This is a genomic window from Sorangium sp. So ce367 (assembly GCF_051520455.1).
In the GTDB taxonomy this organism is placed as follows: domain Bacteria; phylum Myxococcota_A; class Polyangia; order Polyangiales; family Polyangiaceae; genus Sorangium; species Sorangium cellulosum_B.
In genome coordinates this window covers 1,444,374-1,465,189 of the sequence record NZ_CP150334.1, presented here as the reverse complement: position 1 = coordinate 1,465,189, position 20,816 = coordinate 1,444,374, and the positions used below count along the sequence as shown (strand labels likewise).

The following is a 20,816-nucleotide window of genomic DNA, read 5'->3' as shown; positions in this document are numbered from 1 at the left end:
GGGCGGCCCCCCTCCCCTGCCCGACGGCCCGATGCGGTCGCGCCGGATTGTCTCGCTCCGCGGCGTCCCCTACCCTGGCAAGCGTCTATCGGGGGCAGCGCACGTCGGGAGGTTCTTGGATGGGTTCGGAGGAGCAGTCCACAGGCGGTGAGTTCGAGTTCGATATCGGGGTGTTCAACCTGGATGAACGCGGCCTGGACGCGCAGCCCTTCGGGATCATCCGGCTGGATCGCGAGGGCACGGTGCTCTCCTACAACCTCTACGAGGAACGTCAGGCGCGCCGGAATCGTCAGGACGTCATCGGGAAAAACTTCTTCACCGACATCGCCCCCTGCAGCCGGGTGAAAGAGTTCCACGGCCGCTTCCTGGCCGGGGTCGAGCAGCGCGAGCTCAAGGCCACCTTCGGCTTCGTGTTCCACTTCCCTCACAAGACACGGCACGTCGACGTCTCGCTGTTCTACAAGGCGGGCGCGCGACAGCAGGACGATGCGGTCTGGGTGTTCATCCGCGGTTGACCGGCGTTGACCGGCGTTGACGGCGAGCCAGGAGAGGGCGAGCCCCGAGAGCAGGCCGAGCACGCCGCCTCGCACAGGAACTGCAGCAGGATCGCACGCGGCGAGGGCCCGACCGCGCGGCGGATGCCGATCTCCGCCTCCGCGGGCATGGAGAACCAGAACGCCGAGCCCACGAGCAGACCGCGCCGCCTCAGCTCCTCACGCTGCGGTCCGTGACTTGTCACGGTACAACGCGTGACTTGTCACGGTACAACGCGTGACTTGTCACGGTGCAACCCGTGACAGGTAGCGGCGCATCGGTCCGCAGTTCCAGCTCGGCCGTGCCTTTTCCGCACGGAGCGTGATGGCCGGACGACCCAGGCCATTGCTGAACCTGGCACGAGGCGTGCGATAACCTCCGGGCAGCGGCCGAGGAGGACCGTCGTTCACGACGACCGCGAGGCATCGGGCATCGGGCCTCCGGACGACGAGCGCCCCGGCAGACCTGGCAGCCAGCGCGCAGGCGACACGGCTGCCACGAGCCCGACCCGCGCCGATCGTTTGGCTCACGGGCATCGGCAACAGAACCCGTGCGCGAGGCTTCCAATCCCGCGGACGCCACCAACACCGCATTGACATAAGGTAAAATCTTTCAAGGAGTCATGTTCATGCTGCGTTCTATGACCTTGGCCGGGCGCCGCGGGATCCGCGTCGCCCGTTCCGCCCTCTCCGGCTCGTTGCTGGCCGGCGGGCTGCTGACCGGATGCGCGGTCACCGATGAAGACGGCTCCCCCGCCGGACCCGAGGACACCCTCGTCACCGCGGCCGCCATCACGAACACGGACTTCACCGACGGCAGCGGAAGAATCCGCATCCAGGTGAAGACCTGCGATCCCACCGCGGCTGCGACGACCAATTGCGCCTATTGCACCGCCGACGATGGCTGGGTCCGCATCGGGGGCGGCGCGCAGATCCTGGGGGAGGACAACCCCGGCGCCATGCTGCAGGCATCCTTTCCCAGCCCGAGCTTCTTCACGGCAGCCAACGCCTTCGGCTGCACGGGCCCGGCGGGCCATTCGCCCCCGCGCCTTGGGATCGATGACAAATCGACCTGGGTGGTGAGGGCCTCCGGCGCGACCCATCAATTGCAGGCCTATGTCATCCAAATGCAGCTCGTCGATGCCACCGGTACCGCCTTCACGCCCGAGGTCACCGAAGGCGTGGACTACGTGACAAGCGCCGTCAATCCCCCGTCCAATTACACCGTCGAGACCCCGGAGTCCTGGCTTCTTGGCGGTTACTTCCTGATCGGCGGAGGCGCGCACGTCCTCAGCACCGACCCGGCCAACAGCATCACCGCCGCCACCGATGCGTACCTGGTGGAATCGCGGCCGGTGGACGGCCCGAACGGAAGGGCCTGGCGCGCCAGCGCCCGGGCCCGAAGCTATCCGGCCCATGAAAATCCGCTCAAGTCGTACGCGATCGGGGTGAAAGCCTGCCCTCCCCAGTGGGACAGCTGCTTCACCTATCCCATGATCAAGGAAATCACCGCGGCGGCGACCTCCGGCTACGGCACCGCGACCTACACCATCAGCCCCTCCTGGGTGGGCTCGAGCGTGGGCGGCTATGCCCCCACCACGAACCCGGGCGCGCGCTTCCTCGCCGATCTCATCCCCTTCAACGGAACCGCGAAAGGGTTCACCGTGCGCAGCAGGAATGACGGCACGGGGGGATCGGGGCAAACCTTTGGGTCCACCTTGGTGTTCGGCCATCTCCAGGGCCTGTATACATTCAATGCGGTGTTCTTTTCGCGCGGCGCGAATCCCGCCATCCTGAGACGCCCCACCGGAACGGACCCCCAATTGCAAGCCGCCTATTCCACGGCCGATCAACCGGCGACCCGCTGGCACCTCGAAGCCTTCGGCACGGGCACCTTCCGGCTGCGGAACGGGAACCCCGATGGGGGCACGGAATGCGCCTACCGCGACGGTACGACTTCCAACGTGCGGGTCAAGGCCTGCGGGACCGGCAACGAATTCATGTGGACCGTCATCGGCAACTTCCCCGGCTCGAGCACGTTCAAACTGCAGAACGCGACCAATGGTCAATGCCTCGACGTCAACGGGAGCGCTACCCCGAACAATGTGGTCCTCAAGCCATGCGTCACCACGGGCGATCCCACCTACCAATTGTTGTACGTAGACGATTACAACTGGCCTAATTGATCCCCTTGGTGGGACGCGGAGCATCGGCCGGCGTCTTGCTGCGGATGCTCTCGCGTCGGTCGAGCATGTCCGTCTTCCCCCACCTTCATCACAAGCCGGGCTCCGTGTGCAGAGCGGTGAGAGAGCGCTACTCCGCGCGGAGCGCCTCGATCGGGTCGAGCCGCGCGGCGCGCCAGGCCGGGTAGAAGCCGAAGACCACGCCGATCGTGACCGAGAGGCCGAGGCCGAGGAAGAGCGACCAGGGCTCGACCTGGAACGCCCAGCGGCCGACCATCTGCGCGAGCAGCACGCTGGCGAGCCAGGAGAGGGCGAGCCCCGAGAGCACGCCGAGCACGCCGCCGAGCAGCGAGACGGCCGCCGCCTCGCACAGGAACTGCAGCAGGATCGCGCGCGGCGAGGCCCCGACCGCGCGGCGGACGCCGATCTCCCGCGTCCGCTCGGTCACGGTCACCAGCATGATGTTCATGATGTTGATGCCCCCCACGATCAGCGCGACAACGCCGGTGCTGAGCAGCAGCATCTTGATGATGTCGAGCACGAGCTTCTCCTGGCCGTGGCTCTCCTCGTCCTCGATCCTGAAGTTCTTCACCCCGTGGTGGCGGCGCTGGAGCGTCGCGTCGATGACGCCGCGGAGCGCGGCGAGCGGGGTCCGGACGGTGACGAGCGGGTCCTGCCGGACGTACAGGCGATCGGTCCTGTGCGACGGCGCGTAGAGCGCGTCGTAGGTGGTCTCCGGGACGAGGACCTTGCGGTTCCAGATGTTCGTGTCGTCCGTGGAGCCGAGGATCGGCCGGTCCTGGAGCACGCCGACGACCGTCCACACGTGCCCGTCGGCCGTCATGTGGAGGGGCTCGGCCTGCTCGGCCCGCGCCGGAGGGCCGCCGAAGAGCTCGGCCCAGACCTCGTGGCCGACCACGCACACGCGCCGCCGCGCCGCGAGATCCGCCTCGATGAGGAACCGGCCCGCCGCGAGCTCCAGGTCGTAGAGGGCCGGCGCCGCCGGCACGGCGCTGACGAGGGAGATCCGCTTCTTCTTGCCGCCGGCGCGGGCCTCGGTCGGGCGCACCGACTCGCTCAGGGCCGAGGCGCCGCCGAGGGCGCGCGAGGCGGCGAGCGCGCGGGCGTCGTCCCGCGAGAGATCGCGCCGGGTGCGGCGCCGGTCTTTGACGCTCACCTCCGCGGGGTGGACCTGGATGAGGTCGGCCTCCACGGCCTGCTGGCTCGCCCGGAGGAGCGCCTCCTCGCCGCCCGCGAGGAGCGAGGCGAGCAGCACGATCGAGCCGGTGCCGATGATGATGCCGAGCAGCGTGAGCGCGGCGCGGGTCCGATCGGCGACCACGGCGCGCGTCGAGTGGAGGAGATCGTCGAGCCTCATCGCCGCATCGCCGCCACGGGGTCGAGCCGTCCCGCGCGCTGGGCCGGCAGCCACCCGAAGATCACGCCCACGCCGGAGGAGACGAGCAGCGCCGCGACGACGGCCGGCGTGGAGACCGCGCCGATCCAGCTCGGCGTGAAGCGGCGGATGACCGCCGAGGCGAGCTCGGCCGCGGCGGCGCCGCCGGCGACCCCGAGCAGGCCGCCGAAGCCCGAGAGCAGCGCCGCCTCGGCCAGGAACTGCGCGCTGATGTCGCGCGGCGACGCCCCGAGCGCCTTGCGGATGCCGATCTCGCGCACGCGCTCGGACACGCTGACGAGCATCATGTTCATCACGCCCACGCCGCCGATGAGCAGCGCGACGCCCGCGATGAGGCCGACGATCGCCTTCATCGTTGTGAACATGGCCTCGAATTTCTGCATGATGCTGCTGAAATCGAGGAGGGTGAAGTCGTCGACGCCGTGGTGGCGATCGACGAGGAGCGCGTTGACGATGCGCTTCACAGGGTCGTTGTTGCGGACGTCGTCGGTCTTGATGACGAGCAGCGCCGAGGTGCTCACCGCCTTCTCGACGTCCGCCGCCGTGTCGAGCGGGGCGACGAGCAGGTCGACCCAGCTGAAGCCGAAGTTGACGCCCATCCGATCGGCGTCGGCCAGCACGCCGATGATCCGGCAGCGCAGGGCCCCGACCGTCACCCACCGGCCGATCGGGTCGCCGCGCCAGAGCCGCGCCGCGAGCTTCGGGCCGGCGACGCAGACCCGGGCGCGGCGGCGGTCCTCCTCGTCGGAGAACGTCCGGCCGCGCGCGACGGGCATCCGGAAGGCGGCGAGGAAGCCGCTGTCGGCCGCGATGAAGTCGGTGCGATCCTCCTTGCCCTCGTCGGAGGTGACGTCGCGCGAGCCGAGCATGGCGTACATCGTGTGCTCGGCGACGTGGGGGACGCCGCGCGCGAGCCGATCGCGATCCCGGCGGGTGAAGCCGGTGACGTACATCGTCTTCTTCCGCTCGGCGCGCTCCGGCGCCTTCGGGACGACGAGGATGAGCCGCGCCCCGCCGAGCTGCTCGATGCCGCGGCCCAGCGTGAGCAGGCCGCCCTCCGCGAGCGAGGTCATGAGCACGATGGCGAAGGCGCCCAGCGTGATGCTGAGGACGGTCAGGAGCGACCGCAGCTTGTGCGCCGAGAGGGCCTTCGCGGCGATCGCGAGGTAGGCGGACCACCTCACATCTTCGTCTCGTTCGCTGCCGCCGAGGGCGGGTTGATGAGCACGCGGGCCCCCTCCGCGACGCCGTTGACGATCTCGACGTCGCGATCGTTGCGCGCGCCGAGCGCGACCTCGACCTTCTCGGTCGTCTGCTTGCCGTCGGGGCCGTCGACGACGCGCGTGACGAGCTGCTTGCCGCCCTCGTCGGCGACGGCCTCGATGGGCAGGGAGACAACGCCCGGCCTGCTGTCGAGCCGGATGCGCACGTCGGCGGTCATGCCGGGCTTGATGAGGCCGTCGATCTGGGTGAGCTCGGCCTCGACCGGGAAGACGTCGACCTCGCGGCCCTCGAGCTTCACCGAGGCGGGCGCGATCTTGGTGACCCTGGCCGCGTACGTCTTGCCGGGCAGGGCGTCGAGCGTCAGGGTCGCCGTCTGGCCGAGCGCGACCTTGGCCACGTCGATCTGGTTGAGGTCCACCTTGACCACGAGCGTCGAGAGATCGGCCACGGTGAGCAGCGCCTTGCCGTTGAAGGTCGACTGCACGCCCGGCGTGACGACCTCGCCGGGCTCGATGTTGCGCTGGATGACGGTGCCGTCGAGGGGCGAGGCGATCTTCGTGTACCGGAGCTGGTCCCTGGCGGCGCTGAGCGCAACCTCGGCGAGCCGGATGGCGACGGTCTTCTCGGTGAGGTCGTGCTTGGCCGTGTCGAGCTCCTGCGCGGGGACGACGCTGGCCTCGACGCCGGCGGTCCGCTGCGCGACCACGCGCTTGGCGAAGCCCGCGGCGGCCCTGGCCCGGGCGAGCTCGGCCTCGGCGCGGGCGACCTCGCGCTCGTAGTCGGTCGGGTCGAGCACGAGCAGCAGCTCGTCCTTCCGGACCCGGGCGCCCTCGTCCGCGAGCACCTCGGCGACCTGGCCCGCGACCTTGGACTTGAGCTCGACCTGCTCGCGGGCCTCGATGCGCCCGGTCTCGAGGATCTCGACGGCGAGGTCGCCGCGCTTCGCGGTCACGACGAGCGCGGGGTCGATGGGCGCGGGGCCGCCGCCGGCCTTCGCGAGGACGGCGGCGCCGCCCCCGGCGAGCGCCAGCGCCCCGACGAGCCACGGCCAGAGGCGCCGCTTGCGCCGGGCGCTCACGAGAGGCCTCCGGGAGGGGACGACGGCGGTCCAGGAACCGACGACGGCGGTCCAGGAACCGGCAACGAAGGGCCAGGAACCGGCGACGAGACGTCCACGCGCCGGCCGCGGGGGCCGGTGTCCTCGACGATGGCGCCGTCCCTGAAGGTGACGACGCGGGTGGCGTAGTCGGCGATCGAGCGGTCGTGGGTCACGACGACGACCGTCATCCCCTGCGCGTGCAGCGCGCAGAAGAGCTCCATGACCTGCCCGGTGGTGGCGGAGTCGAGCGCGCCGGTCGGCTCGTCCGCGAGGAGGAGCGGCGGCTCGTTGACGATCGCGCGGGCGATCGCGACGCGCTGCTGCTGGCCGCCGGACAGCTGGTTCGGCAGGTGGTGCGCCCGGTCCTCGAGGCCGACGCGCGCGAGCGCCCGCGCGGCCCGCGCCCGCCGGTCGGACGGTCGGACGCCGGCGTAGACCATGGGTAGCTCGACGTTCGCGAGGGCGGTGTCGCGCGGAAGGAGGTTGAACGACTGGAAGACGAACCCGATCTTGCGGTTGCGGAGCTGCGCCAGCTCGACCTCGTCGAGCTCCTCGACCGGCTCGTCGTCGAGGAGGTAACGGCCGCCGGTGGGGCGGTCGAGCGTGCCGATCACGTTGAGGGTCGTCGATTTGCCCGACCCCGAGGCGCCCATGATGGCGACCATCTCGCCCCGCGAGAGCTCCAGGGAGACGCCGCGGAGCGCCTGCACCTCCACCTCGCCCATCCAGTAGACCTTGGTGATCGCGTCGAGCTTCACGAGTGCAGCCATGAGGGTCCTCGGCGGTGGCCTGCGCCATCCACAGGGACGGCCGCGACCCGCGCGAGCCCGGTTCGCCTGACCCGCGCGTGACGCACCAGGGTGCGCCGCTCTCGTCGCTCCGGCCATCGCGTCGCGAAGGCCGGCGGACGCGCTGAGGCGTAGGCGAAGCGCAGCAGCAAGGCAACCGCGGCGCAGGAGCGCGGCGGTCGCGCGCCGAGGCCACGGCAAGCGTGGCGCTGGCAGCGCTACAGCCCGGACGTTTCGACGAGCGCCAGGATCACGGCCCCGACGCCGTACGAGAGATCGTCGCGGAGCTCGACAGCCGCGTAATCCTCGAGCTTTCCTACCGTCGTGGGCCCGGAGATTCCGGTCACCACCGGCCGCCCGGAGCCGTCCTCCTCGATGCGCGAGCGCACGCCCGCCATGGCGCGGTCGATCGCGGGGCGCACCGAGGCGTCGAGGAAGCCGTGGCGCAACCCGCGCGCGAGCCCGGCGGCGAAGAGGGCCGTCGCGCTCGTCTCCAGGTAGATCTCGCCCGGGCGGTTCATGATGGTCCACCACAGGCCGCTGTCCTGGTCCTGCGCGCCCAGGACCGCCGCGACCTGCCGCTCGAGCGCCCCGGCGACGGCGTCGTCGCGCTCGCCGCGCGCCGCGCGCACGCGGAGGTACTCGTAGCCGGCCGCCGTGACCCAGGCGTTGCCGCGCGCCCAGTACACGTCCGGATCCTGCGGCGCCGCCCAGTCGTACGCGTGCCGGAAGAGCCCGGGCTCGTCCTGGAGGAGCGACGCGAAGATCTGGAATTGATTCGAAAATTCGTCGAGTGGACGCGCCTCGCCCGAGCGCTCGCCGGCGCGGACGAGCACGTTGCCGAACATGAACAGCGAGTCGACCCAGAGGGTGGGCTCGAACAGCGGCGACACGCCGAGGTGATTGATGCCGCCCTGCTCCGTCCGGCGGGCTTCCTCGTAGAGGTAGCGGAGCACGTCGTCGACGACCTTCGCATAGGGGGCCGCGCACGATTCCTCGTGGAGCGCGAGCGCGGCCATGGCCGGCGGGCAGCGGTCGCTTGTCGTGATCTCGTAGCCGTACTCGATGTGGCGGTCGAGGTAGCGCCGGTAGTAGTCCCGGTACGGGGAGTGCTGCGTGACGCGGTACAGCTCGACGAGCGAGAGCATGACCGTGCCCTCGCCCCAGTCCCACGGCAGCGACTCCGCCGGGTGCTCGGCGATCCAGCGGTCCGCGATGGCGCGCGCCAGCGTGATGCTCTCCGAGTCGGGTGCGCGCTCGCGCGCGAACGCGTCCTCCGCCGATGGTGATCTCGGGATGCACCCCGGCCCTGAGCTGCCCGGCTGCCCGGCGCCCGGATCCCCCGCGCACCCGCCGGCCGCAGCGGCGCACGCGGCGGCAGCGACGAGCAGCGCGCGGAGGCGCGACGTGCGCGACATGGGAGGGCGCGCTCTCGGGGGCATCTCACTCCTCCACGGCGAGGCTGGTGGCGTCGGGCGCGGTGACGCGGGGGCTCCCGTCGAGGAGCACCCTGGTCCCCCTCGCCATCAGCGCGAACGGCCGGTCGCCCTCGATCCGCAGCACGACGAGCTCCGCGTCGGTCTCGAGGACCTGCCCCCCAGGCAGCGCCAGCGCCTCCGGGGCTCCCTTGCTCCGCAGCACCGCGACGTCGGTCCCTCCTTCGCTCTCGATCTGCCACGCGACGACCCCGGGCTCCGCCGCGATCGGCGCCGCCTGGAGCGGCGCGTCGGGCCCCGCGTCCACGCCGACCTTGTAGGGCAGGAGCACCGCCAGGAACCCCGGCGCCTCGGCCTCCACCGTGGCGTCGATGACCGCGTGGTCGGCGGCCTTGCGGTCCTCCTCGAACTCGTGGACGTGGGGCACCGTGAGCGGCGTGTACGGCGGCTCCACGACGGTGAGCCCCGGCGACGTCGACTGCACGCGCGCCTCGACGCCCGCCCGCGCCCGCTCCCATCGGCCGCCGTCGGGGAGGAGCTCGAAGGTGCCTCCGGACGTGAGCCCCGCGTAGCCGTGCAGCCGCCACGCGTGCGCGCGGGCCGCCGGGTGCGACGTCGAGAGGCGGTCGCCGACCACGAAGTAGCGGCCGTCGATGAAGGCCACGGACCGCTCGACGTGCGTGTCCTGGTAGTCCTGGTGCGCCTCCGCGTAGTCGACGGCGTCGCCGTCGTGGGTGTTCCGGAGAAAGGCGTCCGCGTCGCCGAAATCGTTGAAGAGCCCCTTGTCGGGCGCGGATCGGCCGTCGATGAGGACCACGTTGTGCGACGGCGACTGGCTGGTCTTGGCGTTGTCGAGCGAATCGGGCTTGTAGTAGCCGGCGTCGATCAACAGGTACTCTCCGTAGGCCGCGAGGGAGAACGACGTGCCGTCCACGTGGTCGTGGATCGCCTTGCGCGCCGAGCCGTGCTCCGCGAGGAGCAGGAGCCAGCGCGCGTCGTCGCCCCAGTCCGAGCGGAACACCGCGTGGCCGGTGTCAGGGAAGAAGCGCGTGAGAAAGCGCGGCGCCTCGGGGGCCACTGCGTCGTCGACGTAGAGCAGGTGATGGGCGATGAGGTCGGCGCCGAACTCCATGGCCCGGGGATCGCGGTTCTGCTCCCAGTCCCACAGGTACTCCCCGCTCCCGCCGAAAGAAGTGAGCAGCGGGCTCCCGTTGAACGGGGTGAAGACGCCGTCGTCGACGGGGGGCCGGCTGCCCCAGGGGAGACGCAGCGAGAGCGACCAGTCGACGGCCTTCGTGAAGAGCCCGCCGCGCAGCGGGACCTCCAGCGCGCCCTGCTCGCCGTCGACGCAGCCGTGCCCGGTCCACGGGTCCTCGTCGGAGCGGGTACGGCAGTCGCGGGTGAAGGCCACCTCGCCCTCGAGCGCGTTGTCGAGGGCGATGAAGAACGCCGCCGTCGGGCCCCAGGCGAAGCCGGAGTAATACGGGCCCTCGGACGCGCCGCCGTCGGGCTGCACGTACTGGCCGTCCGGACCCCAGAGGTAATCGAGCTCCGAGATCGACCAGTTCCACCAGGTCGCAGCCGCCGGGTGCTCGGGGAACGCGAGCGCCACATAACCGAGCGCGTCGGCGGTCCGGATCGGGTGGTTGTTCTGCGCGGGGCGCAGCAGGAGATCTCGATAGAAATCCTGCTCGAGGTACTTGGCGAAAAATTGACCGGTGATGTCGGTGATCTTTCTCTCGGCCTGCGCGGACTCCTCGTCGGGGAACCACGGCGTGGCGCTCAGGAGGTCCCACGTGTTCGTGTACCCCATGAGGATCCTCGCCATCCGGATGTTCATGTCGAGGACCGTGTTCGTGTCCCAGTTGGTCTGGAGGCGGCGCAGGAACTCGCGCGCCTTGTCGGCCGCCGCCCGGTCCTCGAAGGCCCAGGCGAGGAGGGCATTCGCCTGCGCCGTCGAGGCGTTGTAGCCGTTCGTCTTGTGGTCCCAGGAAGCAGGGTCGGGCTCCTCATCGTAGGGGCGGTCGGCGCGGCGCTTCAGGGTGGCGAGGATCGAGGCGTAGGGCTCGCGATCGACGCGCGAGCGCAGGAGGTCGCGGTGCTCCGGGCGCGCGAGGAGCCGCGGATGGACGCCGGTGTCCCGCGGCTCGCTCGGCCCGCGGGCGTCCGTGCCGCATCCCGCGGCCGCGAGCGCGGCGCACGCGAGCGCCGGAGCGAGGGTGTGAAGACGGAGAGGAAAGCCGCGAGACCGTGATTTCATGGAATGGATGGGGCTAGGGCTCAGAGGGACGAGCTGGTGCGTGAGGCGCAGCGTATCAGCTCGCCCGGGCCTGGAACCGCCTGAGTTCTCGCTGCCGTGGGGGCGATCACCACGTGTCCACGATGGGCAGTCTCGGCAGCCACCGACACGCCGGAAGATCCGACCAGAGCGGAGAGAACAACACTGGCGACATGCGGTCGCGAGCGGAATGCGGGAGAGGAGGAACCTTCTGTGAGCCCGCCAGGATCAGCCCGGCAGGCGCCCCGAGGAGCGTGTCCTGCGAGCTGAGCCGTGCCTGTCGCGATGGCCTGGCGCGGGCTGCATCGAGCGCGCTCGCCGCCTTCTCCGCGTGAGGGGGCGCGATCGCGCAGGGTGGTGCGATCCTGCGCGGGCGTCTGCCTGCTCTTGCAGGACGCGACGAGCGGGGTGGAGCGACCGCGCCGCTCGCGCGGACCCCGCGACACAGGGGCTCCCCGGTGCGCGGTCTCCCGCTTGCATTGCCCGGCCCCGGTGGGGGGAGTCGAGGAGGTTCGATATGGCGACCGAGCAGAAGCAGGGAATGGGCGCGCAGGGGCAGCAGGGCGCTGGTCTACAGGAGGGCCGCAGCGAGAGCAGCGTGGTCCCGGACAAGGACTACAACCTGGTCAGCGTGCTCTACCATACGCTCAAGGGCGCGGAGACCCACTCCCAGTACATCCAGGATGCGAAGAAGCAGGGTGATCAAGAGCTCGCCACCTTCTTCGGCGAGGTCCGGCAGGAGGAGCTGCGGCTCGCGGAGCGCGCGAAGCAGCTCCTCGGGCAGCGGCTGAGCGGAGGGCGCCCGGGCCAGGGAGGGGCCCGCGCGAGCGCCTAGGGCTCACGGCGCTCCGAGCCGCCCTGACGGGCCCTCAATCGGCGATATACTGGTTGCGGCCGACGAAATCGACGTACGGATACAACGCCGAGCGCAGGTTATCCACCTGAACACCGGAGTTGATACCGCCGATCTCCCAGCCGTTCCACTTGGACGGGTTCCTGGTCGTCGCGTTCAGGAACAGCGGCACCTCCAGCAATGACTCCACGACGCCGGTCGTGGACATCTTGTCAAAATCGACGAGGACCGGAGCGGTGTTGTCCGTCAGGTTCTTCACCCAGACACGCGCAGCGCCGAAGTCACCACCCGCGACGCCGTCGATGTCGCGGTTCGGGTCGACCTGCACCTGAAGTTCGTACCACTTGCCCGAAGCCGGCGCGAAGTTGGTCGCCTTGTACAGCTCGCCGCTGTCCCGCGACCCCCGGAGGCGCAGCTGCCCCTGCTCGAACTGGACAAGGAACCCGACGTAGTTGTTCGGGGTGAGGCCATTGCTCGCGCTGGTGGCCGTGTTGACAGGAGCAAAGTAAACGCCTGTGGTGCCGTACAGCTGGCCGGAATAAACCGTCAGGTCGCTCGGGTCGTGGTCGGTCAGCTCGGTCTCCCACCAGGCGCGGGCCAACGTCGATCCCGACGGGTTCACCGCGAGCGTCGAGGGATTACCGGTGCCGTACGGCGCAGAAGCCGTGAGCTGCCCTGGCCCGCCGGAGGCCGGACCCTTCCACACCAGCTGCGGAACGACCTGGCTGTCCATGGTGACGCCAGACTGATAATGATCGAAATTGTCATTCATTTGCGGCACGTAGTACCCCATCGAGAGGTCATCCACGGCGTTGTTGTCACCGTAGGCCGCCACGATGAACCCGTTGAAATTCGAGGGATTCTTGTTCACGCCCATGAGCAGCGGGACAACCAGCACCCGCTCGGTCACGCCGGTCGTATTGAGATTGTCGAAGACGACGCGCGTGAAGTCCTTCTGCCCGTCCGTCACATTGCGGACGTACAGCGAGCCAAGACCGGTGCCCACGGTGGGGTTGACGACCAGCTTCACCTCCAGCCATTTGCCCATCGTGGTGGGGATGTTGACGGCTTGATAGACATCTCCGCCGTCATAGCCGGAGCGAAGGCGGAGCGCCCCCCAGGCCATGGAAACGGTCGGCCCCTGGTAGGCAGGGAGGGCGTAGCCCGTCGGGCTCCCGCCGGCCACGTTGATCGGCTCGAACGCGACCCCTGAGATGGCATTGTAGATGAGACCCGAGTAGACGACCTTCTCCGTGCTGCTGAAGCTCGGACCATCGAACGCCGACCAGGCTACCTTGCCGTTGTAGCCGCCCGTGGAGACGATGCTCTGCTCGGAGACGTTCCCGCTTCCCGGCGGCGAGCCGATCGCGAAATTGTCCGGGTTCGCCCCCGTCCAGCTGTTCGCGCCCTGGTTGTTCATCGCGTTGCCAAAGACGTGCTGCTCGTAGTCCTCGCGGTCCATGGTGCAGGCCTCATACTGGAGGCGCACGTGATCGTGGTAAGCGACGTCCGGCGACTGGGAGGGCAACGCCGCCACATGAGACCAGTCGGCGTGCTGCGTCGTGGTATTCATGTTGCTCACCAGCACATCGACGCGGCCCCCTCTCTGAACACCGGACCACTCGATGCCGGCGTTCTTGCTGGTCGCCAGGTTGAGGGTGCGCAGCTCGCCGTCCCGCGCGAACACGCCGTCCAGCGCCTGCCACGCGTCGGCCATGTCGGCGGTGAACGCGAGCGTCGCGGTGACGACGTTGCCATACGTCTGATAGTAGTAGGTGGTCGCCCCCGACTGGTTGACGTTGACCTCCCACGTCCTGAACCCGTCCGCCCCGCGGAGCCGGTAGTGCTGGACCTGCGCGACGTTGTCCGTCGGCAGGAGGACCTGCGACTGAGGCACACCATAGTTGGGCTTGTTGACGAAGTCCGCGATGTAGGGGATCAACAAATCACCAGCAGGAAGGTGGCGCGCCGCCACGCTCACCGTCTCGAGCCCCTGCCAGAAGATCGCGGAGATCTGGGTGGGCGCCGTTCCGCCGACATAAGGCACGCCGTTGATCGAGGAGGTGACATGCAACGCCGACTGGCTCGAGTTGTACGCCACCGGCATCGCGACATTGATGCCTGACGTATAATAGATATTCTCTCGATCAATCTTGTACTGCTCACCGACATTCCAGGGCCACGCGCCGGACGTATCGACGCTCATCCCAGGGTAGTAGCCGTAGTTGCCCACATACGCGCCCGAGATATCCGCGTCCGGGTCGGTTCGAACGCGGTCGACGTTGTCGAGGAGCAGATCGTAGTGCGTCTGGGTGTCCCCCTCGATGTCCATCAACAGGTAATCGAGCGCATAGCCGTTGCTGCTGATCCAATCGAGCGCAGGGTCCAGCTTCGCCAGGCCCCACCCCCTGGTCTCGAGCCCCGTGGGGACCCCGGCCAGGGTGTTGCTGATGATCACGTCGTCGTAGTCGCCCCGCTCTGCCCACCCCACCGCGGCGATGTCTCCCCCGTTCTGAACAATCTCGGGGTTGGTCGGCTCGAACGCCTGCCAGCTCGTGAAGTAGCCCTCGGCTTGCGCCATCGCGGTCGCGCCGCTCTCGAGCACGCCGAGCAGCGCGCCTCCCATCACGATCACCCAATGCAGCGCTGTTCTGTTCTTACCGTGTGTTCGCATCTGAGACACCCTCTTCATGGCGTTCTGGTAACGGCCCCGAGACGCATCTCGGCCATGGGCAGGCGCGGGCGGGCGCAGGGGGTTACTGGAGGGTCGGCGCCGTCCACTTCATCCACCTGGCCAGATCGGCCGTCGCCCCGTCGCCCTTGAGCAGGTTGGTGTCCGCGGTGCCGCCGCCGACAAGGAACTTCCTTACGTACGCCTCGAGGGCCGCCCTCTGTGAGGACGGGAACGCGCAGTGGGAATGGCCCGTGGTCTGCCAGTAGCCCATCTTGTCCTGCACCCCCAGCCCCTTCCAGATCTGCTGGGCGATGGACCCCGCCGTGAAGGTGCTGTTGATGCCGAGCCAGTCGATCCTGTTGTCGATGACGAGCAGCGCGCGCGGCGCGACGAGGCCCATGACCATGTGATGATCGAAGGGCAAGGACGTCACCCGGTTGCCGAAGGTCGAGCCGAAGTTCGCGCGGAACCACGGCTGCTCGTTGGCCGCGTTCGACAGCGTCTGCACGTTCTCCCCGGCGTTGGCGCCCGCCTGCGAGACGCGCCAGCTCGCCGAGCCCCCGGCGCCCGACTCCTGGGGGATCGTCAGCACGATGCGCTCGTCGAACGCGCCCACCGTGAGCGCGCCCTTGCCGTTGCGCGAGCAACCCGTCACGGCGATGCGCTTCGTGTCGATGTTGGCCCCCGGGGTCTTCTCCAGCGCGTCGATGATCCGGCTCACGCCCCAGGCCCACGCGATCATCGAGCTGGCCGAGTGGTTGCTGCCGTAGAGGTTGTAGAACGTGCCCGTCCCGCGCGAGCCGGCGCCGCTCTGGGCGCCCATCGCGTTGTTGTCGAAGGTCGCCATCGCGACGCCGTTCTGCGTGAACACGCTGGTGTCGAGGTTGTTACCGCCGATGCCGATGACGAGCGGGATCGGACCAGCGGGCGCGCCGGAAGGCCGGCTGATGTTGATGGAGAAGGAGGCGCTCTTCCCTGCATCGTTGACGTTGACCGTCAGCCTGTTCGCCGAGAACTGCCCCGTGACATTGTCCTTGGACACCACGGGCTTCGATCCGGACTCATACGTCTCGACCTGCGACTTGATCTCCGCGCGCCGGCACGCCCACTCCGACTTCTTCGTGATGCGTGAGCCGCTCAAGCTCAGGAACGGATCGTGATGCGTGTCGAACACCGGGAGAGACGAGGCGGCGGGCAACGTCGGCTTGGGGCAGCTCGCGCCGCTGTCTTCGACCGCGCCCGTGCTCCCGCCCGACCCGCCGGAGCCACCGGAGCCGCCCGCACCGGAGCCGCCCGCACCGCCAGAGCCGCCTGCCCCGCCCGCCCCCGAGCTGCTGCTCGACGACGAGCCGCTCGACGACGAGCTCGCGCTACTGCTCGACGAGGAGCTGCTGCTCGACGAGGAGCTGCTGCTCGACGACGAGCTCGCGCTGCTGCTCGACGAGGAGGACGCGCCCGTGCCGACGATCGTGCCTCCGCTGCCGGTGACCGACGCGACGGCGGGCCGCCCGCTGCCGTTCGCGCAGAACCCCCACTCCACCCAACCCTTCTCCTTGATCGCTGCGTTGTGGGTCACGCTCGTGGCGGTGAACTGCCCGTTCGAGGACACGGAGGTCACGTTCCACGCATTGGCCAGCGTCGAGCCGTTGAGCCGGACGCCCACGTTCCAGCCGGTGGTGGCCGGGGAGCGGGACTTGTTCGTCACCCTGACGTTCGCGCAGTAGCCGTTCCCCCAGTCCGACTGAATCGCGAGCTCCGCCGACATCGAGCCGTCAGCGCTGTCGAGGGCGCCGTCCAGCGTGTCGAGATCCTCTTCCTCGATGGGCTCCACGGCGCACGCAAGCAGACCGAACGCGAACGCAGCGGAGATGCAGCCAAGCAAGCGAGTCATACGCATAAGATGCTCCAGGATCGGAACGACTGAGTCGCGGGCTTCTGCTCAAGGTGGATACGTGCACCAGCGAGACGCCTGCGAACCCTCTCGTTCAATTGGTAGAGCTCAATATTCCCGGCCAGCGTGCGTCTGATCATGAACACCTCGCGGACCTCGCCGATCCCCTGCCTGGCAACCACGGTGTTCGTCGGACAGCCACTCACATGCGGATACCCCCCGGTGGGGCGGGGCACCATGAGAGAGCAAGAGCAACCCGGAAACGCAGCTGCAAGGAGCGAGCGCTCCGGGCAGCAATCTCCCCCCACCGATTCGATCCTCCGGATCGTGCCGCCGTCGCTCAGGCTGCCTGGGCGCGCGCCATCGTCGCCGCCGTCGAGCTACGCCGCTCCGAGGCCGGGCGTCACGCCGGCTTGCGCCCCGACACCAGATAGAACGTCACCCCGCACGCCCCGCCGAGCGTGCGCGCGAGCGCGGCCTGCTTCCACGCGCGCGCCTCCTGCATGGCGATCGCCCACAGCCGCTCGAACTGCGCCGGATCGCCGCCGCCGGCCAGATACCAGGCGTGGGCCTGGTCGCGGGTGCCGCCCGTTCCGAGCCAGATGCCGCCGTCGATCCACGCCAGCACCTGGCGCAGCTCCGCGCGCTCCGCGGGCGTCTCGTACGGCGGGATCAGCGCGGCGCACTTGTCCGACTGGCACACGTGGAGATCGCCGAGCCCTGCCTCGCGGAAGAGCCCTGGCAGCCGCTCACCCACGGAGCTGTCCCCCTGTCCCAGCGCGCGCTTGCCGTCCTGGCAGGTCGCCTCGAGCTCGAGCAGCGCGAGCCGGTCGGCGCGCGACAGGCCGGGCGCGGTGACCAGCGCGGTGGCCTTCTCGGCGAAGTTGTTCGGCTCGACCGCCAGCAGCAGGCCTCCGGGGCGCAGGACACGGCGCATCTCGCGCAGCACCCGCAGCGGGTCGGCGACGTGCATCAGGACCGTCTGGCATGTGGCGAGGTCGACGCTCGCGTCGGACAGCGGGAGCGCCTCGGCAAGGCCCTCCCGGTACGACGTGCGCGCCGCCACCCCGCACGCCTCGGCCTCGGCGGCGGCGCGCGCGACGAACGACGGTTCACGATCGACGCCCACCAGGGTGGCGTCGCCGTGGAGCACGGGCAGGAGGGTGCGCCCCCAGTGCCCGACGCCGCAGCCGACATCGACGGCCGCGCGCACCTCGTCGAGCCGGAGCCGGCGGGCGATGAGCTCGACGAAATCACGGTTCCACCAGGTGTCGCGCCAGTCGCCCTCGAAGCCGACGAGCCAGCTGTAGTCGCTGGCCTCGAAGGCGGGCGGCGGCGGAGGAGCCGAGGGATCAGCGGCGCTGGACACCGCGATGGCATACCACGGCCGGCCCCCTGTGCCGTGACCTACAGAGGTGGTGACGCCGGCTGAGCTCGCGGTTGCGCACTGGGTCCGTCGCCTCCTCCGCCTGTCGAGTCGTCGCCGATGCTCACCGCGCACGCAAGGCACCTCGATCACGGTGGTTGGCAGCTTCAGTCCGCATTCCTGACGTTTTTTGCTCGGACCCCGCCAGAAATGCAGGAGCGCTGAACACTTCCCGCACGACCGCACGAGAAGCGACCTCTGACGAGCTGGGCAAGGCATGGCGGAGCCGCGGTGCGTTGCAGTCTTGCACGGCGCGTTTAGCCCTTGACGGGCGTCGAGATTCACCCTCGAGATCCGCGAATCGGTTGGTTCACCCTCTTTCCCAAGCCACCCTCCATGGAAAGGCTGATTCAGATGGCGCCTCCTTCGGAAAACAAGATGCCACGTCGCGCGGGCCGGCCGCCCCCCCGACGGCCTCATTCGATGAAGATCCTGAGGGTACCGCTCCTCGTTGTCGGGCTCTTGAGCGCGGCGCTCGCGGGCGCCTGCTCCTCGAGCGGCACCGATGAGCCGAACGAGGTGACCGGCAGCGGCGGCTCCAGCGCGGCGGGGAGCCCCAGCGGGGCCACCGGCACGGGCGGCGGCGCGAGCAGCGGCGCGAACACCGGCACGGGCGGCGGCGCATCGGTCGGCCAGGGCGGCATGGACACGACAGCATCGACGGGGAGCACGGGCGGGATGTCGGGCTCCGACGAGGAGTACCCCGCGCCGGGCGCCCTGCCGGACGAGACGGGCGCAGACCTCTGGCTCAGGTACCCGAAGGTGCCGATTCCGGGGCGCCTCGCGGAGTATCAGGCGGCCTTCAAGCGCGTGGTCAAGTCGGGGACCGGCGCGAGCCTCGACATCGCCGAGGCCGAGCTCGTCAAAGGGCTGAGCGGGTTGACGGGCGGAACGGTCGGGACCGGCGCGGCCGTCGACGGAGCGGGCGCCGTGGTGATCGGGACGGCCACCGCGGACGTCATCAAGGGCCTGCCGCTCGCGGCGCGCCTCGGCGCCCTGGGCCCCGAGGGCTACCTCGTCGAGGCCGCCGACGTCGGAGGCCAACGGGTGATCGCCGTGGCCGGCAACACCGAGGTGGGCGTGCTCTATGGCACCTTCGCGCTCCTGCGGCACGTCCAGAGCCACAGCGCCCTCGACAAGCTGTCGCTCACCGGCTCTCCGAAGATCGGCCATCGCATCCTGAACCACTGGGACAACCTCGATCGCACCGTGGAGCGCGGCTACGCGGGCCGCTCCATCTGGGACTGGAGCGCGCTGCCCGGCACGCTCTCTCCCCGTTACAAGGACTACGCGAGGGCCAACGCCTCCATCGGCATCAACGGGACGGTGCTGACCAACGTGAACGCCAACGCGCAGGTCCTGACTCCATCGTACCTTACGAAGGTCAAGGCGCTCGCCGACGTCTTCCGCCCTTATGGCATCAAGGTCTACCTCACGGCGCGGTTCAGCGCGCCGGTCGAGATCGGCAACCTGAGCACGGCGGATCCGACCAACGCCAGCGTCAAGCAATGGTGGACGAACAAGGTCAACGAGATCTACCAGCAGATCCCGGACTTCGGTGGTTTCCTCGTGAAGGCGAACTCCGAGGGGCAGCCAGGGCCGCAGGACTACGGGCGGACCCACGCCGACGGCGCCAACATGCTCGCCGACGCCGTCGCGCCGCATGGCGGCATCGTGATATGGCGCGCCTTCGTCTACTCCGACACCAGCCCGCCGGACCGCATCAAGCAGGCCTACGAGGAGTTCAAGCCTCTGGACGGCAAATTCAAAAGCAACGTCCTCGTGCAGGCCAAGAACGGCCCGCTCGATTTCCAGCCCCGGGAGCCGTTCCATCCGCTGTTCGGGGCCATGCCGAAGACGCCCCTCGCCCTCGAGCTCCAGATCACGAAGGAGTACCTCGGCGAGGACACGCACCTCGCCTACCTCGGCCCGCTCTACGAGGAGGTCCTCAAGGCGGACACCTACGCGGGCGGCGAGGGCTCGACCGTGGCCCGGATCATCGACGGCACCCTCCACAAGTACACGACCACCGCGATCTCGGGCGTCGCCAACGTGGGTGACGACACGAACTGGACCGGTTCGCAGATGAACCAGGCGAACTGGTACGTGTTCGGACGCCTGGCGTGGAACCCGGATCTCTCCTCGGAGGCCATCGCCGAGGAGTGGGTGCGGCAGACCTTCTCGAACGACCCCGTCGTCGTCGAGCCGGTCGTCCAGATCATGATGGAGTCACGCGAGGCGCTCGTCGATTACATGACGCCCCTCGGCCTTGTCCACATCATGGGCAACGACCATCACTACGGGCCAGGGCCATGGCTGAACAGCCTGAGCCGCGTCGAGTGGAACCCGGTCTACTATCACAAGGCGGACGCGAACAACATCGGCTTCAACCGCACCTCGTCGGGCAGCAACGCTGTTGGCCAGTACGCCGCGCAGGTGGGACAGAAGTTCGGGAGCCGGGACACGGTGCCGGACGATCTCGTGCTCTTCTTCCACCGCGTCGGCTGGCAAGACAAGCTGAAGTCGGGGAGGACGGTCTGGGAGGAGCTCGTCCATCGTTACAGCCAGGGCGTCGATGAAGTGGGCGTGATGCGAGAGACATGGAAGTCCGTCGAGGGCCGTATCGATGCCAAGCGCTTCGGTGACGTGAGCGACTTCCTCGAGATCCAGCACTACGAGGCGCGCTGGTGGCGCGACGCGTGCCTCGCCTACTTCGGCTCGGTGTCGAAGCTCCAGGTCCCGAGCGGCTATGCCCCCCTGGCGAACACGCTGAGCTTCTACCAGGGGCTCCGCTGCCCGTCCGACGCGAAGAAGCCCCGCTGCTCGCAGGTCTATACGGGGAATCCGTCCCCGGCCATTCTCCAGTGAGAGCGCAGTGAGAGCGGCGGGCCAGCTCGGTCTGGCCCGCGGCCTGCTGGCGATCTTCACGCCCCTGCCCCCGTCAAGCGCACAGCGTCCTCCGGGTCTTGCTGACTCGGCGATCTGGCCAGGTCACAACACCGGAGTCGTCGCAT

Annotated in this window: 13 protein-coding genes and 1 pseudogene; 4 read left to right on the top strand and 10 right to left on the bottom strand. The window is 69.3% G+C overall.

The window, feature by feature from the left end; genetic code table 11:
• The first annotated feature begins 119 nt into the window (after positions 1 to 119).
• Together WME97_RS05555 and WME97_RS05550 are read left to right on the top strand one after the other, a co-directional pair.
• On the top strand, positions 120 to 515 hold the full coding sequence (locus WME97_RS05555; protein WP_437549991.1) for a PAS domain-containing protein: 396 nt from the start codon (positions 120 to 122) through the stop codon (positions 513 to 515).
• Positions 516 to 1,156: 641 nt separating this feature from the next.
• Positions 1,157 to 2,719: an RICIN domain-containing protein gene (locus tag WME97_RS05550; RefSeq protein ID WP_437549989.1), complete on the top strand. Its 1,563-nt coding sequence runs from the start codon at positions 1,157 to 1,159 to the stop codon at positions 2,717 to 2,719.
• Positions 2,720 to 2,846: 127 nt separating this feature from the next.
• Here the strand turns inward: WME97_RS05550 and WME97_RS05545 are convergent, their stop codons facing one another.
• From WME97_RS05545 to WME97_RS05520, 6 genes are all read right to left on the bottom strand, one after another.
• On the bottom strand, positions 2,847 to 4,094 hold the full coding sequence (locus WME97_RS05545) for an ABC transporter permease (RefSeq protein ID WP_437549987.1): 1,248 nt from the start codon (positions 4,092 to 4,094) through the stop codon (positions 2,847 to 2,849).
• Positions 4,091 to 5,317, bottom strand: a complete 1,227-nt coding sequence (locus WME97_RS05540) for an ABC transporter permease (protein WP_437549985.1) — start codon at positions 5,315 to 5,317, stop codon at positions 4,091 to 4,093. The genes WME97_RS05545 and WME97_RS05540 overlap by 4 nt, the downstream gene beginning before the upstream one ends.
• The gene (locus WME97_RS05535) at positions 5,314 to 6,435 is read right to left on the bottom strand and encodes an efflux RND transporter periplasmic adaptor subunit (RefSeq protein ID WP_437549983.1); all 1,122 of its coding nucleotides are present in this window, start codon (positions 6,433 to 6,435) and stop codon (positions 5,314 to 5,316) included. The genes WME97_RS05540 and WME97_RS05535 overlap by 4 nt, the downstream gene beginning before the upstream one ends.
• Positions 6,432 to 7,226 carry an ABC transporter ATP-binding protein gene (locus tag WME97_RS05530; RefSeq protein ID WP_437549981.1) on the bottom strand — a complete coding sequence of 265 codons (795 nt, stop codon included), beginning with the start codon at positions 7,224 to 7,226 and terminating at the stop codon, positions 6,432 to 6,434. The genes WME97_RS05535 and WME97_RS05530 overlap by 4 nt, the downstream gene beginning before the upstream one ends.
• Before the next feature lie 236 nt (positions 7,227 to 7,462).
• A complete protein-coding gene (locus tag WME97_RS05525) occupies positions 7,463 to 8,662 on the bottom strand; it encodes a glycoside hydrolase family 88/105 protein (RefSeq protein WP_437549979.1) in 1,200 nt (399 codons plus the stop codon).
• Between the two features lie 25 nt (positions 8,663 to 8,687).
• Positions 8,688 to 10,940 carry a heparinase II/III domain-containing protein gene (locus WME97_RS05520; protein ID WP_437549977.1) on the bottom strand — a complete coding sequence of 751 codons (2,253 nt, stop codon included), beginning with the start codon at positions 10,938 to 10,940 and terminating at the stop codon, positions 8,688 to 8,690.
• Between the two features lie 535 nt (positions 10,941 to 11,475).
• Between WME97_RS05520 and WME97_RS05515 the strand changes: the two genes are divergently transcribed.
• Positions 11,476 to 11,793 (top strand): hypothetical protein, encoded by a 318-nt coding sequence (locus WME97_RS05515; RefSeq protein WP_437549976.1) that lies wholly within the window; start codon positions 11,476 to 11,478, stop codon positions 11,791 to 11,793.
• 34 nt (positions 11,794 to 11,827) lie between these two features.
• Here the strand turns inward: WME97_RS05515 and WME97_RS05510 are convergent, their stop codons facing one another.
• From WME97_RS05510 to WME97_RS05495, 4 genes and pseudogenes are all read right to left on the bottom strand, one after another.
• Complete coding sequence (locus tag WME97_RS05510; protein ID WP_437549975.1) at positions 11,828 to 14,485, bottom strand: hypothetical protein; 2,658 nt, start codon at positions 14,483 to 14,485, stop codon at positions 11,828 to 11,830.
• Between the two features lie 82 nt (positions 14,486 to 14,567).
• Positions 14,568 to 15,626, bottom strand: a complete 1,059-nt coding sequence (locus WME97_RS05505; RefSeq protein WP_437555316.1) for a glucuronyl esterase domain-containing protein — start codon at positions 15,624 to 15,626, stop codon at positions 14,568 to 14,570.
• A gap of 399 nt (positions 15,627 to 16,025) precedes the next feature.
• A pseudogene (locus tag WME97_RS05500) lies at positions 16,026 to 16,250 on the bottom strand (cellulose binding domain-containing protein); the annotation flags it as partial.
• A 529-nt stretch (positions 16,251 to 16,779) separates the two neighbouring features.
• The gene (locus WME97_RS05495) at positions 16,780 to 17,745 is read right to left on the bottom strand and encodes a class I SAM-dependent methyltransferase (RefSeq protein ID WP_437549973.1); all 966 of its coding nucleotides are present in this window, start codon (positions 17,743 to 17,745) and stop codon (positions 16,780 to 16,782) included.
• A 480-nt stretch (positions 17,746 to 18,225) separates the two neighbouring features.
• On the opposite strand from WME97_RS05495, the gene WME97_RS05490 reads away from it, so the two are divergent.
• A complete protein-coding gene (locus tag WME97_RS05490; RefSeq protein WP_437549971.1) occupies positions 18,226 to 20,670 on the top strand; it encodes an alpha-glucuronidase family glycosyl hydrolase in 2,445 nt (814 codons plus the stop codon).
• Positions 20,671 to 20,816: the final 146 nt, after the last annotated feature.

Bases quoted from the DNA above. Each gene is read 5' to 3' on its own strand.
- WME97_RS05555 (WP_437549991.1), top strand. From the start codon at position 120: ATGGGTTCGGAGGAGCAGTCCACAGGCGGTGAGTTCGAGTTCGATATC.
- WME97_RS05550 (WP_437549989.1), top strand. From the start codon at position 1,157: ATGTTCATGCTGCGTTCTATGACCTTGGCCGGGCGCCGCGGGATCCGC.
- WME97_RS05545 (WP_437549987.1), bottom strand. From the start codon at position 4,094: ATGAGGCTCGACGATCTCCTCCACTCGACGCGCGCCGTGGTCGCCGAT.
- WME97_RS05530 (WP_437549981.1), bottom strand. From the start codon at position 7,226: ATGGCTGCACTCGTGAAGCTCGACGCGATCACCAAGGTCTACTGGATG.
- WME97_RS05525 (WP_437549979.1), bottom strand. From the start codon at position 8,662: ATGTCGCGCACGTCGCGCCTCCGCGCGCTGCTCGTCGCTGCCGCCGCG.
- WME97_RS05520 (WP_437549977.1), bottom strand. From the start codon at position 10,940: ATGAAATCACGGTCTCGCGGCTTTCCTCTCCGTCTTCACACCCTCGCT.
- WME97_RS05515 (WP_437549976.1), top strand. From the start codon at position 11,476: ATGGCGACCGAGCAGAAGCAGGGAATGGGCGCGCAGGGGCAGCAGGGC.
- WME97_RS05510 (WP_437549975.1), bottom strand. From the start codon at position 14,485: ATGCGAACACACGGTAAGAACAGAACAGCGCTGCATTGGGTGATCGTG.
- WME97_RS05490 (WP_437549971.1), top strand. From the start codon at position 18,226: ATGAAGATCCTGAGGGTACCGCTCCTCGTTGTCGGGCTCTTGAGCGCG.